Here is a 20314-nt window from a genome sequence, read left to right as displayed (position 1 = left end):
TACAACTTTGCCAAACGCCTCAAACGGCTCAAGGGATTGACACCCTACGAATTTGTTTGTGCGGAATGGCGGAAAAATCCTAGTAGCTTTATTCGAGAACCGACCCACCATACTCCGGGACCATACATCTAGGCGGTCCGACCGGTTGTCGTTGGACCGAAATCGTTGGTACTTCAACCGGTCAGACCGCCCAGGGCGGTCGGACCGGCAGGCCCGACTCGAATACGGTTACTTCTGCACCAGTACTTACTTCAGCACCTGGGCCCGCCACACGTTATTGCCGGGGTTGGCGTCGGGCAGCAGCTTGGTGGGGTTGAGGCGCACCAGGGTGAGCGGCGTGGTGGAGTTGTAGCGGAACGTCCAGGTGCCGCTGCGCTGCCACACTTCCACGGGCAGGCGCACGCGGGTGGTTTTGCCGCCGGTTTCGGTCACGTCGGCGATGACGGGCATGGCGGCCTGGCCCCGGTTTTCGACGGTGATGAGCGCGCCCTGCTTGGGGTCCTGGTTCACGTAGGCCACGGCGGTCACGGCCTGGTCCAGAATCCAGTTGTTGTACACCCATTCGCGCCAGAACCAGGTCAAATCCTCGCCGCTGGCCTCGTTCATCGTCCGGAAAAAGTCCTTGGGCTGCGGGTGCTTAAAGGCCCAGCGCTTGATGTAGGTGCGGAAAGCGTAGTCGAACCGCTCCGGCCCCAGCACCTCGGCGCGCAGCAGAAACAGGCCGTAGCCCATTTTGGCGTAGGCGGCGTAGCCCAGCATGTTGGCCGGGGTCACGTCGGGCACGGTGTAGGGCGGTACCGTGGAAGGGTCCATCATGTAGCGGATATTACCGGCCACCAGGCGCGTGGTGTCGTTCAGCTGTTTCGCATACTCGCCGTTGTTGAAAGCGTTGCTGGAAAGGATGTTGATAAAGGTGTTGAACCCCTCGTCCATCCACGGGTACTTGCGCTCGTTCGAGCCCACAATCATCGGGAACCAGTTGTGGCCGAATTCGTGGTCCGTCACGCTCCACAGGCTGGCTTTGCGGGCCTTCGCGCCGCAGAACACGATGCCCGGATACTCCATGCCGCCCACCACGCCGGCCACGTTGGTCGCCACCGGGTACGTGTATTCGTACCACTGCTTCGAGTTGTATTCGATGCTTTTCTTCACGTATTCCGTCGAGCGGTTCCAGGCCGTATCCTGGGCCGCTTCGGTGGGGTAGAGCGACATGGCCAACGACTTGCGGCCGCTGGGCAGGTTCATCTTCGCCGCATCCCAAATGAAGGAGGCCGAGGCCGCCCAGGCCACATCCCGCGCCCGCTGGCAGCGGAAGTGCCAGGTCAGGCGGCCGTTTTTGCCGCCGGGCCGCGAGCTGGCCTGCGTCACCTCATCGGCCGAGCGCACCAGCACGGTTTTGTCCGAACCGGCGGCTTTGGCCAGGCGGCTTTGCTGGGCGCTGGTCAGCACTTCGGCGGGGTTCACGAGCTCGCCCGAGCCGCCCACGAGGTAGTTGGCGGGCACGTTCAGGGTGTAGTCGAAGTTGCCGTATTCGAGGTAAAACTCGGCCGTGAGGTAAGGCAGCGTGTTCCAGCCCTCCACGTCGTCGTACACGGCCATACGCGGGTACCACTGCGCCACTTCGAAGATTTCGCCGTTCTTGGTCTGGAGGCGGCCGAGGCGGTCGGAGCCGTACTCGGGAATGCTGAAGCCGTAGGCGATATCGATTTTCAGCTTGTCACCGTTGGGCTTCAGGGCCTCGGGCAGCATGATTTGCATGCGCGTGTCGGTCACGCGGTAATTGGCCTTCAGCTTCTTGCCGTGCAGCTCGATGGTCACGGTTTGCAGCGAGTCGCCGCCCCGAAAGCCGCGCGAGTTGTTGCCGAAGCGCCCGCCGCCCACCGGCGTAATGGCCGCCCCGCGCGAGTCTTCGCGGTACAGGTTCTGGTCGACTTGCAGCCACACGAAGGGCAGCGCATCGGGCGAGTTGTTGGTGTAGGTGATGGCCACGGTGGCGCTCACGCGGGCCGTTTTCTCGTCGAGCCGGGCATCGATTTTATAGTCGGCCGCGTTCTGCCAGTAGTCGGCCCCGGGCTGCCCGCCGGCCGTGCGCGTGGGCGTCGAATGCTGCTCAATAAACGAGGGATTGAACAGCGTGCGCGAATCGTAGGCGGGGCCGGTGTTCACGGTTTGGGCCAGCGCCGGGCCGGCTGCCAGTAGGGCCGCGCCCAGCAGCACGCCGGACAGGAATTGTAGTTTCATGCGAATCATAAAGGGGAAAAAGCGAAGAAGAATCGCACAAAAGAACGTCACGCCTCAGCTACGTTCGGCATGACGTTCTTTTCACGCCCTTTTTTGCCGCCCCTGCCCCTACAGCCGCTCCCGCACCAGCTCCATCAGTCCGTTCAGGTCGGCCGCGTCCATTTCGGGCGCTTCAATAAATGGGGTCAGCGCCCCGGTTTCGGCAGCGGCGAAGGCGGCCGGCAAGGGGTGCGTACGCCACCGCGGGTAGTCGCGCACAAACTCGTCGCGGTGCAAAAACGCCACCGGTACGGCCAGCTGCTGAATAAACTGCTGCCACTCGGGCCGCATCGAGGTTGCTCCGTAGGTCACGGCACACAGCGAGCACGGGTAGGTGGCCGGCGAAAGAATCTTGTGGAACATATCCTTCAGGCCGGCCAGGCGGCCGCCGTCGGCGTTGTACACGAAAAGGAGGCGTTGGTATACCATCGAAAGCGTAAACAGTAGGTAAGACAACCGATTCGGCGCGGCTATTTTTCCGCGTACTGATACGGCACGTAGTTCTCCCACTGCCAGGGCGTGGCTTTATCGCCGAGCAGCTTCTCCAGCAGCGCTTTAAAAATCTTGTCCGCGTTCGAGCTGTTGCCCATCAGCAGCAGGCCCAGCTTGCGACCGGCGAAAACGACGCTGTGATTTTCCCAGCCGTCGTCGTGCCCTTCCTTGAAATAAGCCGGGCCGTAGGGCGACTCAAACGTGCCCCAGCCCAGCCCGTAGCCCAGGCGGATGGCGCGGTTGCTGTCCGGCGCGGCCACCGTCGCCAGCGGCCCAAACTGCGCTTTGAAAGGAATGCGCACTTGCAGGCGCGTCATTTCGCGCTTGGCGGTCGGCGTGAGGCCGCGTCCCTGCATCACGGCGGCCATAAAACGGGCGTAGTCGGCGGGCGTAGTTTCCAGCGAGCCGGCGGCCTGGGGCTTGGTGCGGCGGCGCTTTTCCAGGGACTGGCCCTGCTCGTCGTAGCCCAGCGCGTAGTTTGCCTCGAAAGCCGGCTGCCACACGTAGCTGGTGTGGGCCATGCCCAGCGGCCCGAAAACCCGCGCTTCGCTCAGCTGCGTCAGAGTTTGCCCGGTGATGGTTTCGACCACCAGCTGCAGCAGCTGCAAGCCCTCGCCCGAGTAGCCGTAGCGGGCACCGGGCTCAAACTTGAAGCGCAGCTTTTTATCGGGCTCAATCCAGCGCCAGTTGGGCAGGCCCGTGGTGTGGGTGAGGGCCATGCGGGCCGTGAGGCGCGGCCAGCGGGCATCGCCGGCCAAGTCGCGGTAGGCCTCGTAGTCGGGCAGCGGCCTGGGCAGGTAGTCGGCCATCGGCTTATCGAGGTCGAGGCGCTGTTCCTGCACCAGCTGCATCACCAGGTAAGCAAAGACAGCTTTGCTGAACGAGGCCCCGTACATGGCCGTTTCGGATTCCAGGGGGGCTTTGGTGGCTAGGTTGCGGTAGCCGTAGGTGTGCAGGTAGCGCACTTGGTTGTTTTCGAGCAGCGCCACCGCCAGGCCCGGCACGTTGGCCGAATCCATGAGCTGCTGCACGGTGCGGTCGATGTCGGCCGGGCGTAGGGTGCGGCCATCGAGAGTGTGGAACGCCGGGGCGCGCTGGGCCAGGGTGGGCACGGCGGAAACCGCAACCAACAGAACCGATATCGGCAGGAAAGTCTTCATTGCTACTGAATTTCCAGTTTGGCGTAGGTGAAGGTGGTGCCCGGGCTTTTGCCAGTCCACATAGTACGGCTCAACAGCAGTGAGGTGGCTGAAGTCCAGCAAATACGGTAGGGCTCCCCGGTTTTCGGCTCAAGCCGCCACACCTGGCGCAGCCGCCCGTTGCTCATCTCCAGTACTTGTAAGCTGTTGGGGTGCCCGCCACCGTACTCTATTCCCTGACAGATAGCTGCGATATGCTGGGTATCCGGCGCAAAAATGGGCTCACCCGCCAGTGCTATCTGAGTTCCTGAATTATCAATCAGCACATACTCCGATGTCTCGTCGTACTCAACTTTCACCAGGTGACATTTGAACTCCGGTAAATAGCCTAAGTACTGATGAATAATTAACTCGGCTTCGCTAATCCCTCTTTTTATCGTTGCTTCAATCGTGATGTCAGCGAACACCTTCGGGCCTTTTGCCGTGGGAATTGTAATTCGTCCCTCCTGCTTTCGAAGCGGAAAGGCAACCTGTGGCTTGGTTGAAACACAGGCTTTCCCAGCCGCCAGGTACGCCGCCCTCGTCAGCGGGCTGAACGTGACGCGCATGGCCGGCGGCCCGGCAGCCGGAAAACGGCTCAGTAGCGGCAGCAGCCAGATTAGCAGAAGTTTCATTAAAAACATGGGAGCGGAATGTAGCGGCAAGGTACTGCCGGCCCCACCTTTGTCATCATGCCCAACGCCGCTGCCCTCCTGCCCTACCTCGTTTTCGATTTCGACAGCACCTTCACCCAGGTTGAAGGTCTCGATGAGCTGGCCGACATTGCCCTGGCCGGCCGCCCCGACGCGGCCGAGCGCGTGGCCCAAATCCGGGCCCTGACGGACCAGGGGATGGCCGGCGAAATCGGGTTTCAGGAGTCGCTGGCGAAGCGGCTGGCGCTGCTCGGGGCCAACGAGCGCCACCTCGCGCCGCTCATTGCCCGCCTCAAAACCAAGGTGAGCGAGAGCATCCGGCGCAACGGCGACTTCTTCCGGCAATTTGCCGATAGGATTTACGTGGTGAGCAGCGGCTTTCGGGAATTCATTGAGCCGGTAGTGGCCGAGTTCGGCATTCCGGCCAGCCACGTCCTGGCCAATACCTTCACGTTTGATGCGGCCGGCAACATCACTGGCTGCGACCCGGCCAACGTGCTGAGCCGCGACGGCGGCAAAATCCGCCAGCTCGTGCTGCTCGATTTGGACGGGCCGGTGTACGTGCTCGGCGATGGCTACACCGACTACCAAATCCGCGAAGCCGGCTTGGCCCACCGCTTCTACGCTTACACCGAGAACGTAGCCCGCCCCACCGTGGTGGCCCACGCCGACGAAGTGCTGCCCACCTTCGACGAGTTTTTGTACCAACTAGGACTTCCCATGACTTTATCATACCCCAAAAACCGCATCAAAGTCCTGCTGCTGGAGAATCCGGATGCCCGCGCCGCCGAGCTTTTCCGGGCCGAAGGCTACCAGGTGGAGGAAGTGAAAGGCGGCCTCGACGAGGACGAGCTAATCGAACGAATCGAAGGCGTGAGCCTGCTCGGCATCCGGTCCAAAACGCAGGTGACCCAGCGCGTGCTCGATGCGGCCAATCGGCTGATTGGTATTGGCGCTTTCTGCATCGGCACCAACCAGATTGACCTGGCCGGAGCCATGAAAAAGGGCGTGGCGGTGTTCAACGCGCCGTTTTCGAACACCCGCTCCGTGGTGGAGCTGGCCCTGGGCGAAATCATTGTGCTGGCCCGCCGCATCCCCGAGAAGAATCCCAAAATGCACGCCGGCGAATGGGATAAGTCGGCCAACGGCTCGTTCGAGATTCGCGGCAAAACCCTCGGCATCGTGGGCTACGGCAACATCGGCTCGCAATTATCGGTGGTAGCCGAAGCCGTGGGCATGAAGGTGGTGTACTTTGACGTGGCCGAAAAGCTGCAGCTTGGCAACGCCGTGAAGTGCCGCACGCTGGCAGAGCTGCTGGCCCAGGCCGACGTGGTGACGCTGCACATCGACGGACGGCCCGAAAACGAGAACTATATCGGCGCGAAGGAATTCGCGCTGATGAAACCCGGCGCCCTTTTCCTCAACAACGCCCGCGGCCATGTAGTAGACGTGCCGGCGCTGGCCGCCGCCCTGCGCAGCGGCCACCTCGGCGGCGCGGCCGTGGACGTGTTCCCCTACGAGCCCAAAACCAACAGTGAGAGTTTCGAGAGCGAGCTGCGGGGCCTGCCCAACGTACTGCTCACGCCCCACATTGGCGGCAGCACGGCCGAGGCCCAGCGCAATATCGCCGAGTTCGTGCCCGAGCGCCTGATGCAGTACATCAACACCGGCAACACCCAGCAGTCGGTCAATTTCCCCAATATTCAGCTACCGGTGCAGCAGGCGCATCGCCTCATCCACATCCACGCCAACGTGCCCGGCGTGCTGGCCGACATCAACAACGTGCTGGCCGCCCACCAGGTCAACATCCTGGGCCAGTACCTGAAAACCAACGAGCACATCGGCTACGTGATTACCGATATTGATAAGGAGTACGACCTCGACGTGATTCAGGCCCTGCGCGCCGTGGAACACACCATCAAGTTCCGGGTGCTGTACTAGCCGCGCTTGCGCGCCCGGCACCTGGCGGCAGTCTAAGGCAACGCAGTTGCCAAGACTGCCAGCCACGGCAACGGATGCAGTCTCCCGACTGCCGCGTTGCCGCGTTGCCGCGTTGCCGCGTTGCCGCGTTGCCGCGTTGCCGCGTTGCCGCGTTGCCGCGTTATTCCAATCACAGCAGCCCTCAGTATTTCCCCAAGCCGACCTCGGTCAATTGTTCTTACACTATTCTCACCCCCATGGGCTACCAAATCCGCGACCAGCAGGCCCTGTATTTCCTCACGTTCACCACCGTTGGCTGGGCTGATATCTTCACCCGCCCTCACTACAAGGATATCATCATCGACAGCCTGCGCTACTGCCAGGCCAACAAAGGCCTGGAGCTGTTCGCCTACTGCCTCATGACCAACCACCTGCACCTCATTGCCCGCGCCGCCGAAGGCCACGAGCTTTCCAACATCGTGCGGGATTTCAAAAAATTCACCGCCAATCAGCTTTTCAAGGAAATAGTTAATTCGCCCACCGAAAGCCGCCGCAACTGGCTGCGGTGGCTGCTCACCCAGGAAGGCGAACGGAACCCCAGTAACCAGAATTTTCAGCTCTGGCAGCAGCGCAGCCACGGCGTGGAGCTGCACAGCGAGGAGATGGTGCGGCAACGCCTGGCTTACACGCACGCCAACCCGGTACGGGCGGGAATTTGCTACCGCGATGAGGATTATGTGTATTCCTCGGCCTCGTTTTATTCGGGGCTGGAGGCGGTGCTGCCGGTGTCGTTGCTGTTTTAGCTGTTTTGGTTTCGGCAGTCTGGAGACTGCACTTGTGGTCGTGGCTGGCAGTCCCGGCAACTGCGTTGCCTTGAGACTGCCGCCAGAGCGTACCAGACCGTACCAGAGCGTAGTGCCCCGCCATTCCTGCTCTTACAGCCGCTCGCGCACCTGGCGCAGCACCCGCTCCACCTCGTTGCGCATGTCGCCGCTGTCTACCACGTGGTTGTTGTTCAGGAAGCTGACCGCCAGCAGCCGACCGCTTTTGGTGCGCAGGTAGCCGCACACGTTGAGGTTGTTGCTGAGGGTGCCGGTTTTGCCCCACACCCAGGGGCCGGCCGCGTCGTGGTAGCGCTTGCGCAGGGTACCCTGGCCCCCGCCGGCCGCCAGCAGGCTGAGCAGGCGCGGCTCGGGCACTTCCTGGTGCAGCTTGAGCAGCAGGGCCGTGAGGGTGCGCGGGGTGATGAGGTTGAGCCGCGAGAGTCCGGAGCCATCGACCCAGAAAACCGGGTCGGGCAGGCCGGTGAGCAGGTTTTTGCGAGCGTAGCGAATCACGCGCTCGGTGCTGAGCGAGTCGTGCCGGCCGATTTTGGTGCTGCACATCAGCAGCAGCTGCTCAGCCAGAAAATTGTCGCTCACCCGCAGCATGCGGCGGTAGAGGGAGTCGACGCGCAGCCCGTGGAGCGTGCGGATGGAATCCTGACCGGGGCGCGGCCGCCATGCGGCGTTGCTGGTGGCCCGGCGCAGGGTGTCGCCCAGCAGCCGCAGCATCAGCCCGCGGCTGGTGATGAAGGGTGTTTCATCGACCCATTTTTTGCCGGAAGGCAGCACGTAGAAGCGGTTTTCGCTGGTGGCCCGCAGGACGTGGGTGTCCTTGTCGAGGCCGGGCGTGAGCAAATCGGACGTGGCCGGCCCCACCAGCGGCGCGAAAAAGCGCGGCAGCACCCGCACCCGGGCCGCCGGGGCCAGCGCCGGGCGCACGGCTGCTACGCCCCCGGCGCGGGGCCTGGCCGGCACCGGCGCGGCCCCATAAAAGCGCACGGTGTGGCCGTAAATCGGGAAAGCGCCCCGCTCGGGCTGGAAGTAGTAGCCGTAGTCGTCCCAGGTCCAGCTGGGGCCGAAGGGCGTGACGCAGGCAATGTCGCAGTAGGCCAGCTTCGTTTCCGGCCGCTTCAACAGAAACTCATAGGCCCGGCGGCTGGGCACGTCGCCGTGCAGCAGCGTGGGGTCGCCGGTGCCCTGGAAAAACAGCGTGTCATTGCGGCTGAAGTAGCGCAGGCTGGGCAGCGAGTCGCCGAGCAGGTGCAGGCCAGCGTAGAAGCTGAACAGCTTCATGTTGCTGGCCGGGGTGAAATACTTGGTTTCCTGGTAGCCAAACAGGTCTTCGCCGGTGGCGGCATCGGCCAGGCTCAGGCCCACCTGGTGCTGGCGCAGGATTGGCGAGGCGGCCAGCAGCGAATCGAGCCAAGGCAGGCGCTGGGCGACAGGCGGCGCGGTGGCGGGCAGTTTTTCCGGAGCCTGGGCACAGGCGGCCAATTGGGTACCCAGGGTGAGCAGCAGAAAATAGAGGGGACGTAGCATCGGCCGCAACTTACGCAGCATTCGGGGCTGGGGTGGCTTTTTCAGCAAAATTGCTCCCTGGATACGGGACCGCTCAACCTTTTTTTCGGGTTCCAATTTCGGGTGCCGTACTTTTGACCCCCGTCATGCCCGAACGCCAAAACCCCTCCCCCCCCGCGTCGGCCGCGAAATACATTTTCGTTACCGGCGGCGTCACTTCTTCACTCGGCAAAGGAATTATTTCCGCCTCGCTGGCCAAGCTTTTGCAGGCCCGCGGATTCCGAGTCACCATTCAGAAGTTCGACCCCTACATCAACATTGACCCCGGTACGCTGAACCCGTACGAGCACGGCGAGTGCTACGTGACCGACGACGGGGCCGAAACCGACCTCGACCTCGGCCACTACGAGCGGTTCCTGAACACCCCGACCTCGCAGGCCAACAACGTGACCACCGGCCGTATCTACGACCACGTCATCCGCCGCGAGCGCGAAGGCGCGTTCCTCGGCAAAACCGTGCAGGTGGTGCCCCACATCACCGACGAAATAAAGCGACGCATGCTGCTGCTGGGCCAAACCGGCCAGTTCGACGTGGTGATTACCGAAATCGGTGGCTGCATTGGCGACATTGAGAGCCTGCCCTTTGTGGAAGCCGTGCGCCAGCTGCGCTGGGAATTGCCCGACGCCGACTCGCTGGTGATTCACCTCACGCTGGTACCGTACCTGAAGGCCGCCGGCGAGCTCAAAACCAAGCCCACCCAGCACTCGGTGCGCGATTTGCGCGAGGCCGGCCTGCAACCCGACATTCTGGTGTGCCGCTCCGAGTACCCGATTCCGCTGGAGATGCGCCGCAAAATCGCGCTGTTCTGCAATGTCAAAATCAACTCGGTTATCGAGTCGCTCGACGCCGACAGCATCTATTCGGTGCCCCTGCTAATGCGCAAAGAGGGCTTGGATGAGCGGGTGATTAAGCGCCTGAAGCTGACCGGCGGCACCGCCGTACCCGACCTCGAAGCCTGGAAAGATTTCCTCGGTAAGCTCAAAAACCCGACCGAGGAAGTGACCATTGCCCTCGTGGGCAAGTACGTGGAGCTGCCCGACGCCTACAAGTCCATCAATGAATCCTTCGTGCACGCCGGTGCGCAGAACGAGTGCAAAGTGACGTTGCGCAGCGTTCAGTCCGATAACATTACGCCCGAAAACGTGGCCGCCCTGCTCCACGGCTGCGACGGCGTGCTGGTAGCCCCCGGCTTCGGCGAGCGCGGCTTTGAGGGCAAGATTGCGGCCGTGCGCTACGTGCGGGAAAACAACATTCCGTTCTTCGGCATCTGCCTGGGCATGCAGGTGGCCGTGGTAGAGTACGCCCGCAACGTGCTGGGCCTGCTCAACGCCAACTCGACTGAGATGGACGCGCTCACGCCCAACCCCGTGGTGGCCATGATGGAAGAGCAGAAAAACATCACCCTCAAAGGCGGCACCATGCGCCTCGGAGCCTACGGCTGCGACCTGCGCCGCGGCTCGCGCGCCGCCAAAGCCTACGGCCGCAACCACATCAGCGAGCGCCACCGCCACCGCTACGAGTTCAACAACGACTACCTGGCCCAGTACGAAGCCGCCGGCATGCACATGACCGGTACCAACGCCGAAACCGGCCTCGTGGAAGTAATTGAGCTGCCCGCGCACCCCTGGTTCGTGGCCGGCCAGTTTCACCCCGAGCTGAAAAGCACCGTGGAAAACCCGCACCCGCTGTTCACGCGGTTTGTGCGGGCGGCCATCCAGCACCGCAAGGGGTAGAGCGTTGCGCTTGCTGAAGAATGCACGTCATGCTGAGCGCAGTCGAAGCATCTCTACTGTCCAACTAATCCTGTTGATTGGATTTAGTATTGCGGTAGAGATGCTTCGACTGCGCTCAGCATGACGTGCGTTCTTTGTACCTCATTAAGCACAGCACAACGTACCTTTGCCCCTTCGCAACTTAAAATAGTAATGGATAGAAATCAAGCAACCGGCCTATTCCTCATCTCGGCCTTGCTCCTCGTGTACTTGTTTTTCTTCAGCCCGAAGACGGACGAAAAAGCCACTGGCAAAACTCCGGCCGCTACTACTGCTGCCACCAAGGCCCCGGCGGCCACCGCGCCCGCTTCGGTAGCGGCCCTGGCTCCGGAAATGGCCCTTGACACCACCGCCGGCGCGGCGCAGGACCTGCACCTGACCAACGAAAACATCGACATCACGCTCTCGACCCGCGGTGGCCGCGTGACGGCCGTGCGGATGAAGAACTACAAGACGTTCTTCGGCCAGCCGCTCGATTTGTTTGATGCCAAAACGGCCCGGATGGATACCCGTTTCCGCACCGTGGACGGTAAAACCATCAAGTTTTCGGACCTGAACTTTCAGGCCGCAACTTCGCAGGACAGCGGCGCAACGAAGCTCACCTTCACGGCCCCGGTGGCCGGTGGCAGCATCGTGCAGACCTACTCGCTGCCCGCCAATAGCTTCGAGCTGAAGTACGACCTGCGCCTGAACGGCCTGGAGCGCACGGTGGCCCAGGAGCCGCTCACGTTCACGTTTGTCGACCAGGTGCGCCAGACCGAGCAGGACCTGCAGCAGAACCGCAACCACACCACCATCAACCATTACCTCGCCGCCGGCGACCAGGGCTCGCTGGCCGAAGCCAGTGAAACCCCCGAAGAATACAAGGCGGCCGGCCCCGTGAAGTGGGCCGCCCACAAGCACGACTTTTTCGTGGCCGGCCTCATTGCCGACCAGCAACCCTTCGCGGGCGGCGCGTTCAACTCGACCGTAAACCTGGCCGATTCCACGACCATCAAGACGTTGAGCACCATGCTCACGCTGCCGGTGGCCGAGGTGACGCAGGGCCGGGGTCAGTACCGCTTTTTCTTCGGTCCGAACTCGTTCAACCTGTTGAAAAGCGTGGCCCCCGAGTTCGACCGCAACGTGTACCTGGGCTGGGGCTTGTTCCGCTGGGTGAACCGCTTCGTGGTGCTGCCGGTGTTCCACTTTCTGGAGCAGTTCATCAGCTCCTACGGGTTGATTATCGCGCTGTTGGTGCTGCTAATCAAGCTCGTAACCTGGCCGCTCACCTACAAAACCTACGAGAGCCAGGCCCGCATGAAAGTGCTGAAGCCCGAGATTGACGAGTTGAAAGCCAAGCACGGCGACGACTCCACCAAGGTGCAGCAGGAGACCATGAAGCTCTACTCCACTTTTGGGGTGAGCCCGCTGAGCGGCTGCGTACCCACGCTGCTGACCCTGCCGATTCTGTTCGCCATGTTCCAGTTCTTCCCCAATGCTATCGAGCTGCGCCAGCAAAGCTTCCTGTGGGCCAAGGATTTGAGCAGCTACGACGTATTCGTAAAACTACCTTTCTACGTGAAATGGTACGGCGACCACGTCTCCATGTTCACGCTGATGATGACGGCCTCCACGCTGCTCATGACCTGGCAGAGCAACCAGACCAACACGGCCATGCAGGGCCCGATGAAGACCTACAGCTACCTGATGCCCATCATCTTCCTGTTCGTACTGAACAGCTTCGCGGCCGGCCTCACCTGGTACTACTTCGTGTCGAACGTCATCACCTTCGCCCAGCAGGCGCTCACCAAGGCTTTCGTGGACGACACCAAAATCCGCGCCCAGCTCGACGCCAACAAAATCAAGAACAAGGACAAGAAGCCCGGCGGCATCCAGAACCGCATTGCCGAAGCCATGAAAGCCGCGCAGGAGCGCGAGGCCCAGGCCAAGCGCAAGTCGTAGTAACGATACTGGAACGCAAATAGGCCGTCATGCTCATCTGGCGTCCGCGAAGTCGAAGCATCTCTACCGCGTAAGTAACTAATTACTGTTGCGGTAGAGATGCTTCGACAAGCTCAGCATGACAAACGAAAACCGGCAGAACGAAACCCCAGGCACGGTTTTCGTTCTGCCGGTTTTTTGTTTGCCTACATTCACGGCTGCTTCCCTGCCGTTTCACCTCTCAACAAATACCACCATGCGCTATTTCGCCGCCTTTCTGCTCTTGTTCGCCTTTGCGTTTGCGCTGCCCGCCTGCGCTCAGAAAAAGACTACGACCCAAAAGGTAAAAATCAAGAAAGCCCCCAAAAAGACCGTTGCGGCCAAGGCCCCTATCAAGCCCCTGGCCGAACCGGGCCCGGTGCTCACCTTTGAGCGCACGCCCTGCTTTGGCACCTGCCCGGCCTACACCATGCAGGTTTTTGCCGATGGCCATGTGGCGTACGAAGGCCGCCGTGGCGTGCCCATGATGGGCAGCAAAGAGCTGAAGCTGCCCGCTTCGGCCGTGACCGATATGCTGAATCAGGCCAGGGAAGCCCACTTTGAGCAGTTCCAGGCCCGGTACTCACAGAATACCACCGACCTGCCCAGCACTATTATCGGCGTGCGCCAGCCCAATGGCAAACTCAAAACCGTGGTACTGGAAGAAGGCGCTCCGGAAAACGTGCGGCAGTTCTTCACCTACATCGGCAACCAGCTCGATACCCTGGCGCAGCTTAACACGGCTACCCCCAGCGCCGACCGGTAGCCCCGCGCCTGCACGCTGCGCTCCTCAGCGGCTACCTCTGCGGTAACTTGCCGAACGATGACCAAACGCGGCTCTGCTACTCTTTGCGCACCCGCTCCAGCAGCAGCTGGTTCATGGGGTTGGGCGTGAGGCCGCGCACGTTATTCTGCGTAAGGCGCACTACCTCATCGTAATACAGGCTGATAACGGGCGATTCCTCCACCACAATCCGGTCCATGGCCTGGTAGAGCGCCGTGCGTTTGGCTACGTCCTGGGTGCGGCGGGCTTCGTCGTACAGCTTATCGTAGGCCGCGTTTTTGAAGTGGGTTTTATCGGGGCCGGCGGGGCTGAAGTTGGGGCTGTAGAACAGCGCCAGGTAGTTTTCAGCATCGGGATAATCGCCGAGCCAGCTTTTGGCGAAGAAAGCCACCCGGCCGTTGTCCACCAGGTCCTGCTGGGCGGCCGATTGGTTGATGTCAATCTGAACCTGGGCGCCGACGTTGGCCCACTGCTTTTGCAGGTATTCGCCTATCTCCTTGCGTTCCAGCACGGTGCTTAGCCGTAGCTTCAGCGGGCGCTGCGGCCCGTAGCCGGCCGCCCGCAGCAGCTGGCGAGCTTTCTGGGGCTGGTAGGTATAGCCGGGCACCTCCTTTTCGGAGAACGAGGGCAGGGCCGTGGGCACGAAGCCCGAAGTACCGGCGTGGCCTACCCGGTTGAGCAGGTAGGTCAGCATCTCGGGCTTGTTGAGGGCGTAGTTCAGGGCCTGGCGCACGCGCTTGTCGCGCAGGGCCCGGCCCTGAATGGCCTGCTCGCCGCTCAGATTGGCCGAATCGAGCTGAAAACCCAGGTATTCGGTATTCAGGTAGGGTGCTTTCTGCACCGTGAATTTGCCCTTGAAATCGTCCCGGATAGTGCCATCGGGGTGCATAATCAGGTCGCGCGAGCCGGCCCGGATGCCCGAGAGGAAATCCAGCTTGCCCTGCATGAAGGTCAGGAACTCAGTTTTGCGGTCGGGCAGGAAGCTCACGGCTACGGCATCGAGGTAGGGCAGGCGGCGGCCCTGCCGGTCGGCGCGCCAGTAGCCGGGGTTGCGCTCGTAGAGCAGCACATTACCCTCGTCCCAGAGCTTGAACCGGAACGGCCCCGTGCCTACCGGATGCTCGCGGAAATCTTTGCCGTATTTCGCCACCGCCTCTTGCGGCACCACGTAGGCATAGGGCATGGTGAGGATGCCCAGAAACGGAATGAACGGCTCCTTGAGATGAATCCGCAGCGTGGAGTCATTCACCGCCACGAATGCGGTGTCGCTGGGGCTACCATCGGGCTGCTCCAGCACCTTGCCCCGGAAAATCCAGCCGCCGGAGCTGGCCGTGGCCGCATCCAGAATGCGCTTGAAGCTGTAGACGAAGTCGGTAGCCGTAATGGTGCGGCCCTTGCCGCCGGCAAACACGTCGCTGTCATGGAACCGCACGCCGGGCCGCAACACAAAAGTGTAGAGCCGCCCGTCGGGCGAAATCGTGTAGCGCCGGGCCAGCGCCGGCACCGGCAGCAGGGTCGAATCCAGCTCCATCAACCCATTAAACAGCTGCGACACCGCCCAGGAATTGGCCTGGTTGCGGGCAAAAGCGGGGTCGAGCGAGGACAGGGCCTCGGGCTGGTTGTAGCGGAACACGCGGCGCTCATCGGCGGCCGGGCGGGCGGCATCGTGGCAGCCGGCCAGCAGCAGCAGCGCGGCCAGGGGCGCGGCTGGCCTTGCCAATGCAGCGGCCCAACGAGCCAAAAAAGCGGACATACGAACAGGGAAAGAATGTATCTTTGTGCGGAACCTGATGCAATGCTACGGCAAAAGTTATTAGTTATTGGTTGCCAGTTGGTCGTTGTCAGTTGTTAGCCGGAAGGCGTAAAAAGTCCCGAGAGCTGATACTGAACACCCAATACCAAACAACTGACAACTGACAACGACCAACTGACAACTATAGAGACTCATGGGAAAAATCATCGCGGTAGCCAATCAAAAAGGTGGGGTGGGCAAAACCACTACCTCCATTAACCTAGCGGCGTCCCTGGCCGCCCTGGACTACCGGACCCTGCTCGTCGATGCCGACCCCCAGGCCAACGCCACGTCCGGCGTGGGCTACGACCCCAAGGACATCCAGAACAGCATCTACGAGTGCATGGTGGACGGCATCAACGCCCAGGACATCATCCTGCCCACCAACATTCTGCCCCACCTCGACCTCATGCCCTCCCACATCGACCTGGTGGGTGCTGAAGTGGAGATGATAAACCTGCCCAACCGCGAAGAGAAAATGAAGGAGGCCCTGCGCCCCCTCGCCGAGCAGTACGACTTCATCATCATCGACTGCTCGCCCTCGCTGGGCCTCATCACGGTCAACGCCCTCACGGCCGCGCACTCGGTTATCATCCCCGTGCAGTGCGAGTATTTCGCCTTGGAGGGTTTGGGTAAGCTCCTGAATACCATTAAGATTATCCAGAGCCGCCTCAACACCGAGCTCGAAATCGAAGGCATTCTGCTCACGATGTACGATGTGCGCCTGCGCCTCTCCAACCAGGTGGTGGAGGAAGTGCGCATGCACTTCCAGCAGCTGGCCTTCGACACCATCATCCCCCGCAACGTGAAGCTGAGCGAGTCGCCCAGCTTCGGCATCCCCGTCATCCTGCACGACGCCGAGAGCAAAGGCTCCATCAGCTACCTCAACCTGGCCCGCGAAATCGTGGAGAAAAACAGCGTGGAAGCCCGACCCGAGGAAACGGCGGAGGACGAGCGGATTTAGGACTTGTGCGGCAAAAAGGTCTAATGTGTTATCGATGGCAATTTGGGGAGCGTGTCTGAAGCTACGAATTGGCTCAGCTCACTTCCGGCATACTCGCGTTATAGAAGCATCCTTTCCGCAGGAAATATATTGCGCTCGTCTACTTTAGAACAACTGCTATGATTAGGAGTGAATTATTTTCTATATTCGCCCTCCACATTACCTAATTCATACTGGTTTGAAAAATTCTACCCCCCCCCCCGCAAGTATTCGCTTCTGTTTGGCGCGATAGCCACGTGTGCTATTGTCTCCTGTTCGAAGGTTTCACCGGAAGTGGCTCCTGACCCCAGGCCGGCCACGCCGCCAACGGCTTACCTGGTAACTGAGCCCGCGGCCCGGCAAGTCGCAGAAAATATTGCGCGTAGCGCCGAAATGTATGCGCAATACCGGCACAACGTGACGACAGGCGATACGCAACGGGTTTTCCGGGGCAAGCAAGCTATTTTGCGCTTCACGGCCGTGCCTGCCACCGACGGAAAGCCCGCTTTTTACGCTTGTGATTACCAGAACGGCGGGTTTGCTTTGGTAGCTGCCGACTGGCACATGCGCCCCATTTTAGCCTTTTCCGAACACGGTTCCTTTCGCTACAGCGTCGTTTCGACTGCCAACCGAGGAGCGGCGGCCCCGGCCCCGGCAATGCCCGACGGCTTGTTGACGTGGGTAGAAACGACCACGGCAGCGGCCGTGGCCCTGCGGCGATACCCCGACGCTAAAAACACGGTGCCGGGCGCATCGGAAGCCTGGCAAAGTCTGGAATCCCTTGTTTGCCCGATAAGCGGCGACCCCGACATTGACTTTGCTTGCGAGAATCAGCCCTCTGTTATCACCACGCAGCGCGGGCCCCTGTTGACTACCTCATGGGGACAGCGTACTCCGTACATCGACAATTGCCCCGTTGTGTCCGGAGTTCAATGCCCAACGGGTTGCGTGGCCACGGCGATGGCGCAAATCATGCGCTACTGGCAACGACCCACCTCCTATTCCTGGACGGCGATGCCCGATGGCCCACTTAACCCGTTCTCGGGAAGTTTCCCGGCTTTGGCACAGGTGATGAGCGACGCAGGGCAGCGCATTTCGACGGACTACCAACCCCAGAGTTCGGGTGCCAGTTCGTATCGAATATGCCCGGCTTTTAACAACAGCTTTGGCTACAGCTCGGCCGACTATCGTGCTTACCCCAATGCTTCGAACGGCACCAGTGCAACCACCTTGTTACTGCCCAACTGCTCGTACATCGACATCATGAGCAATTTTAATCAGGGTCAGCCCGTTATTTTCGGTGGTTATACCCAGCAAGGCAGCTTTCTCGGCGTGAAATGGCCTGACGGAAACGGCCATGCCTGGGTGAGCGACGGCTACCTCCAGACCGCTTATGTGTTTACCGGCATCACTTTCCTGCAGTTTCACATGAACTGGGGGTGGGACGGACGATTCAATGGGTGGTATTCATTCAACAACTGGCAGGTAAACACGGGTAATGGCACCACCACGAATTACCGGTACTGCCAAGATGCGGTCATCAATATTCGCCCTTAATGTTATGAAACGCGCCCATTTATTCCTTATGCCGCTGCTGGCGCTCACCGCAAGCTGCGAAGAGCCGGTCAAGCCCAACGGCAACGTTATGCCTGACCCACTTGTCTTTGTGCTGCTGGACAAGCAAGGTAACGAACTGTTCACCAGCGAAGACACCCCCATCAGAGTTTCTTCTTTTAATAGCAGGGGGCAGCGGTTTTACATAGAAAGCCAAACGGAGTACCCCGATGGCAAGACCAAAATGATACAGCCTACGTCACCCAGCGCACCTTACCGTTTTGTATACTCTTCCTTGGGAATACCGCTGGCTAGCAGTCAGGGCAGTAAGGAATGGTACCTGGAGTTGAATGGCAAAACGGACACGCTACACTACGACGTGCGGCACGCCCGGCCCAAGGCGCTTTACAACCAGTTCGATGTCGTGGCCGTTTCCTTCCACGGCAAGCCGGTAGCCGCCAGCGGGGACCCGCTCAAAAGCGTTTACTACGTGTTGCGCCGGCTGCGCTAGGCGGCCGGCCACCGCACGAGCCGGGACTGGCCGCTGGTCAAAATGGCAGGTGCGCATTCCGACCGGGTGCTGGGGTTGAGGCGGCTGCCGGAAGGTAGCTGCCTCTTTCGTTTTCTTCTCGTCGCCTGCCTGTGCCAACTGCTGAGTGTTCTGTTCCTGCTGTTGTACGGCTACCCGTTCTCATTACCAATGCCGACAACCGCTGGCAACCCGTGGAAAAGAACAGCGTGGAGGCCCGCCCCGAGGAAACGGCGGAAGACGAGCGGATTTAATTATCCATAAAGATGTACACCTCTCCTACTCACCCGCTCATCGGCATTGACCCGGAAATCCGTTTCGGGCGGGCCTTATTGGTACGCGCATCAGCGTGGACGACGTGCTGGGGTGGCTGGGCAATGGCACGAGCAACGCGGATATCATCGGGGAGTTTCCGGAGCTGGATGAAAACCTGATTCGGGCCTGTTTGCGCCACGCGGCTGACCAGCCTACGGGCTTGTTTGAACCGCAATAATTGCTGGTTTGGCTCGTTGGAGCGTTTATGAAAAATTTCCTCACTCAGGCCGGGCTGGGACTTATCATTCTATCGGGCTGCGCCTCGGCGCGCTTTACACCGATACCCGAACCAGCGGCAGCCAGCGTTTTTTTTTAGCAAGCTACCCGACCGCCCCTACCGGGAAGTGGCCCACATCGAATACACCGGCAGCATCTTCAGCAGCCGCACGCAACTGCTTCGTCGGCTTCAGGAGCGCCAAACCAAGGCGCAGGGCGATGCTTTGGTGCAAGTCCGCTACGATTTTGTGCTCTGGTACCCGCACGCCAGCGCCATCGTTATCAAGTACCAGTAGCGTATAGCTGGCACGGCCGCTTTCCGGCGCGGGCTCACCTCCAAACTTCGCGGCTTGCCCTTCGACCAACAATCCGTAAATTTGAAGTTCCGTATGCGCCGACCTTTCGGCCAACAGGACCTTGCCGAGATGACCCCAGAGAAGAACGACGAGAAAAACGCGCTGCCCACCCCGTCCCAACTCGTGCCCAAGCGCAAGATTGGCGGCCTGGGCCGGGGCCTGAACGCCCTGATTGAAGGCAGCTACGAGAAAAAGGGCGACCGCCCCGGTCCCGGCGACCGGCTGCTGGCGCACCCCGTCAATTCGGTGGGCTTCATCTCGGTCGAGCACATTGAGGCCAACCCCTACCAGCCCCGCACCCACTTCGACAAAGAAGCCCTGCAGGAACTGGCCGACAGCATCAAAATCCAGGGCATTATCCAGCCCGTGACCCTGCGCCAGCTCGGCACCAACGCCTACCAGCTTATCTCGGGCGAGCGCCGCCTGCAGGCTTCCAAGCTGGCGGGCCTGGAGACGATTCCGGCCTACATCCGCAAGGCCGACGACCAGCAGATGCTGGAAATGGCCCTGATTGAGAACATTCAGCGCGAAAACCTGAATGCCATCGAAATTGCCCTCAGCTACCAGCGCTTGCTGAGCGAGTGCAACCTGCGCCAGGAAGAGCTGGGCGACCGGGTGGGCAAAAACCGCTCGACCGTGACCAACTACCTGCGCCTGCTGAAGCTGCCGCCCGATGTGCAAATCGGCCTGCGCGACGCCGAAATCAGCATGGGCCACGCCCGCGCCCTCATCGGCCTCGACGACCCCAAGCTGCAAGTGGAGCTCTACCGCAAGATTGTGGCCGAGGAGCTGTCTGTGCGCCGCGTGGAGGAGCTGGTGCGCGGCGGCTACGGCCGCAACGCCGACGACAAAGGCAACGCCGAGAAAGACAATACGGCCCCCACCCCATCGGCGGTGCCGGTGGCCGAGCTGCGCCGCGCCGAGCGCCACCTCACCGACCGGTTTGGCTCGCGGGTGCAGGTGCGGCCCGGCCCCAAGGGCAACGGCGAAATCAAAATTGCCTTCGATTCGGTGGAGGACATGCAGCGCATTCTGCATATTCTGCAGCCGTCGTAGCGTAGCCAATGACGGGTTTCAATACCTGCTGCGGTTTGTTTCAAATTTCAGTTTTGAGATATAGCCGCAGT

18 protein-coding genes and 1 pseudogene are annotated in these 20314 nt (G+C 61.0%); 13 read left to right on the top strand and 6 right to left on the bottom strand.

Annotation, left to right across the window (positions count from 1 at the left end):
• Positions 1 to 132 (top strand): annotated as a pseudogene (locus ABD819_RS12160) (IS481 family transposase); the annotation flags it as partial.
• Between the two features lie 114 nt (positions 133 to 246).
• On the opposite strand, the gene ABD819_RS12155 reads toward ABD819_RS12160, so the two are convergent.
• The 4 genes from ABD819_RS12155 to ABD819_RS12140 form a co-directional block, all read right to left on the bottom strand.
• Positions 247 to 2241 (bottom strand): M1 family metallopeptidase, encoded by a 1995-nt coding sequence (locus ABD819_RS12155; RefSeq protein ID WP_345124676.1) that lies wholly within the window; start codon positions 2239 to 2241, stop codon positions 247 to 249.
• A 108-nt stretch (positions 2242 to 2349) separates the two neighbouring features.
• Positions 2350 to 2709: a hypothetical protein gene (locus ABD819_RS12150; RefSeq protein WP_345124674.1), complete on the bottom strand. Its 360-nt coding sequence runs from the start codon at positions 2707 to 2709 to the stop codon at positions 2350 to 2352.
• 41 nt (positions 2710 to 2750) lie between these two features.
• Entirely contained in the window at positions 2751 to 3932 is a 1182-nt protein-coding gene (locus ABD819_RS12145; RefSeq protein WP_345124672.1) for a serine hydrolase domain-containing protein, read from the bottom strand.
• A 2-nt stretch (positions 3933 to 3934) separates the two neighbouring features.
• Positions 3935 to 4585: a hypothetical protein gene (locus tag ABD819_RS12140; protein WP_345124670.1), complete on the bottom strand. Its 651-nt coding sequence runs from the start codon at positions 4583 to 4585 to the stop codon at positions 3935 to 3937.
• Positions 4586 to 4642: 57 nt separating this feature from the next.
• Between ABD819_RS12140 and serA the strand changes: the two genes are divergently transcribed.
• On the top strand, positions 4643 to 6544 hold the full coding sequence (gene serA / locus ABD819_RS12135; RefSeq protein ID WP_345124668.1) for a phosphoglycerate dehydrogenase: 1902 nt from the start codon (positions 4643 to 4645) through the stop codon (positions 6542 to 6544).
• 236 nt (positions 6545 to 6780) lie between these two features.
• Positions 6781 to 7326, top strand: coding sequence for an REP-associated tyrosine transposase (locus tag ABD819_RS12130; RefSeq protein WP_345124666.1), 546 nt, complete (start codon positions 6781 to 6783; stop codon positions 7324 to 7326).
• A 132-nt stretch (positions 7327 to 7458) separates the two neighbouring features.
• Here ABD819_RS12130 and ABD819_RS12125 read toward each other — a convergent pair whose 3' ends face one another.
• Positions 7459 to 8886: a D-alanyl-D-alanine carboxypeptidase gene (locus ABD819_RS12125; RefSeq protein ID WP_345124664.1), complete on the bottom strand. Its 1428-nt coding sequence runs from the start codon at positions 8884 to 8886 to the stop codon at positions 7459 to 7461.
• A 125-nt stretch (positions 8887 to 9011) separates the two neighbouring features.
• Between ABD819_RS12125 and pyrG the strand changes: the two genes are divergently transcribed.
• The 3 genes from pyrG (at position 9012) to ABD819_RS12110 (ending at position 13425) form a co-directional block, all read left to right on the top strand.
• Positions 9012 to 10658: a CTP synthase gene (gene pyrG / locus ABD819_RS12120; protein ID WP_345124662.1), complete on the top strand. Its 1647-nt coding sequence runs from the start codon at positions 9012 to 9014 to the stop codon at positions 10656 to 10658.
• 192 nt (positions 10659 to 10850) lie between these two features.
• Entirely contained in the window at positions 10851 to 12641 is a 1791-nt protein-coding gene (gene yidC / locus ABD819_RS12115) for a membrane protein insertase YidC (RefSeq protein ID WP_345124660.1), read from the top strand.
• A 235-nt stretch (positions 12642 to 12876) separates the two neighbouring features.
• Positions 12877 to 13425, top strand: coding sequence for a DUF6438 domain-containing protein (locus ABD819_RS12110; RefSeq protein WP_345124658.1), 549 nt, complete (start codon positions 12877 to 12879; stop codon positions 13423 to 13425).
• A 76-nt stretch (positions 13426 to 13501) separates the two neighbouring features.
• Here the strand turns inward: ABD819_RS12110 and ABD819_RS12105 are convergent, their stop codons facing one another.
• The gene (locus tag ABD819_RS12105) at positions 13502 to 15196 is read right to left on the bottom strand and encodes an ABC transporter substrate-binding protein (protein WP_345124656.1); all 1695 of its coding nucleotides are present in this window, start codon (positions 15194 to 15196) and stop codon (positions 13502 to 13504) included.
• A 193-nt stretch (positions 15197 to 15389) separates the two neighbouring features.
• Between ABD819_RS12105 and ABD819_RS12100 the strand changes: the two genes are divergently transcribed.
• From ABD819_RS12100 to ABD819_RS12070, 7 genes are all read left to right on the top strand, one after another.
• Positions 15390 to 16199 carry a ParA family protein gene (locus ABD819_RS12100; protein ID WP_068193033.1) on the top strand — a complete coding sequence of 270 codons (810 nt, stop codon included), beginning with the start codon at positions 15390 to 15392 and terminating at the stop codon, positions 16197 to 16199.
• Positions 16200 to 16610: 411 nt separating this feature from the next.
• Positions 16611 to 17774 (top strand): C10 family peptidase, encoded by a 1164-nt coding sequence (locus tag ABD819_RS12095; protein WP_486326955.1) that lies wholly within the window; start codon positions 16611 to 16613, stop codon positions 17772 to 17774.
• 28 nt (positions 17775 to 17802) lie between these two features.
• Positions 17803 to 18282, top strand: a complete 480-nt coding sequence (locus ABD819_RS12090) for a hypothetical protein (protein WP_345124648.1) — start codon at positions 17803 to 17805, stop codon at positions 18280 to 18282.
• 131 nt (positions 18283 to 18413) lie between these two features.
• Positions 18414 to 18554 carry a hypothetical protein gene (locus ABD819_RS12085; protein ID WP_345124646.1) on the top strand — a complete coding sequence of 47 codons (141 nt, stop codon included), beginning with the start codon at positions 18414 to 18416 and terminating at the stop codon, positions 18552 to 18554.
• A gap of 77 nt (positions 18555 to 18631) precedes the next feature.
• Positions 18632 to 18793 (top strand): DUF433 domain-containing protein, encoded by a 162-nt coding sequence (locus ABD819_RS12080; RefSeq protein WP_425553981.1) that lies wholly within the window; start codon positions 18632 to 18634, stop codon positions 18791 to 18793.
• 166 nt (positions 18794 to 18959) lie between these two features.
• Complete coding sequence (locus tag ABD819_RS12075; protein ID WP_345124641.1) at positions 18960 to 19127, top strand: hypothetical protein; 168 nt, start codon at positions 18960 to 18962, stop codon at positions 19125 to 19127.
• Between the two features lie 93 nt (positions 19128 to 19220).
• Positions 19221 to 20243: a ParB/RepB/Spo0J family partition protein gene (locus tag ABD819_RS12070; protein WP_345124639.1), complete on the top strand. Its 1023-nt coding sequence runs from the start codon at positions 19221 to 19223 to the stop codon at positions 20241 to 20243.
• Positions 20244 to 20314: the final 71 nt, after the last annotated feature.

The sequence above is a fragment of the Hymenobacter antarcticus genome (assembly GCF_039539545.1).
Classification (GTDB): domain Bacteria; phylum Bacteroidota; class Bacteroidia; order Cytophagales; family Hymenobacteraceae; genus Hymenobacter; species Hymenobacter antarcticus.
The sequence above is the reverse complement of the archived record's forward strand: the minus strand, read 5'-3'. Positions and strand labels throughout refer to the sequence as shown.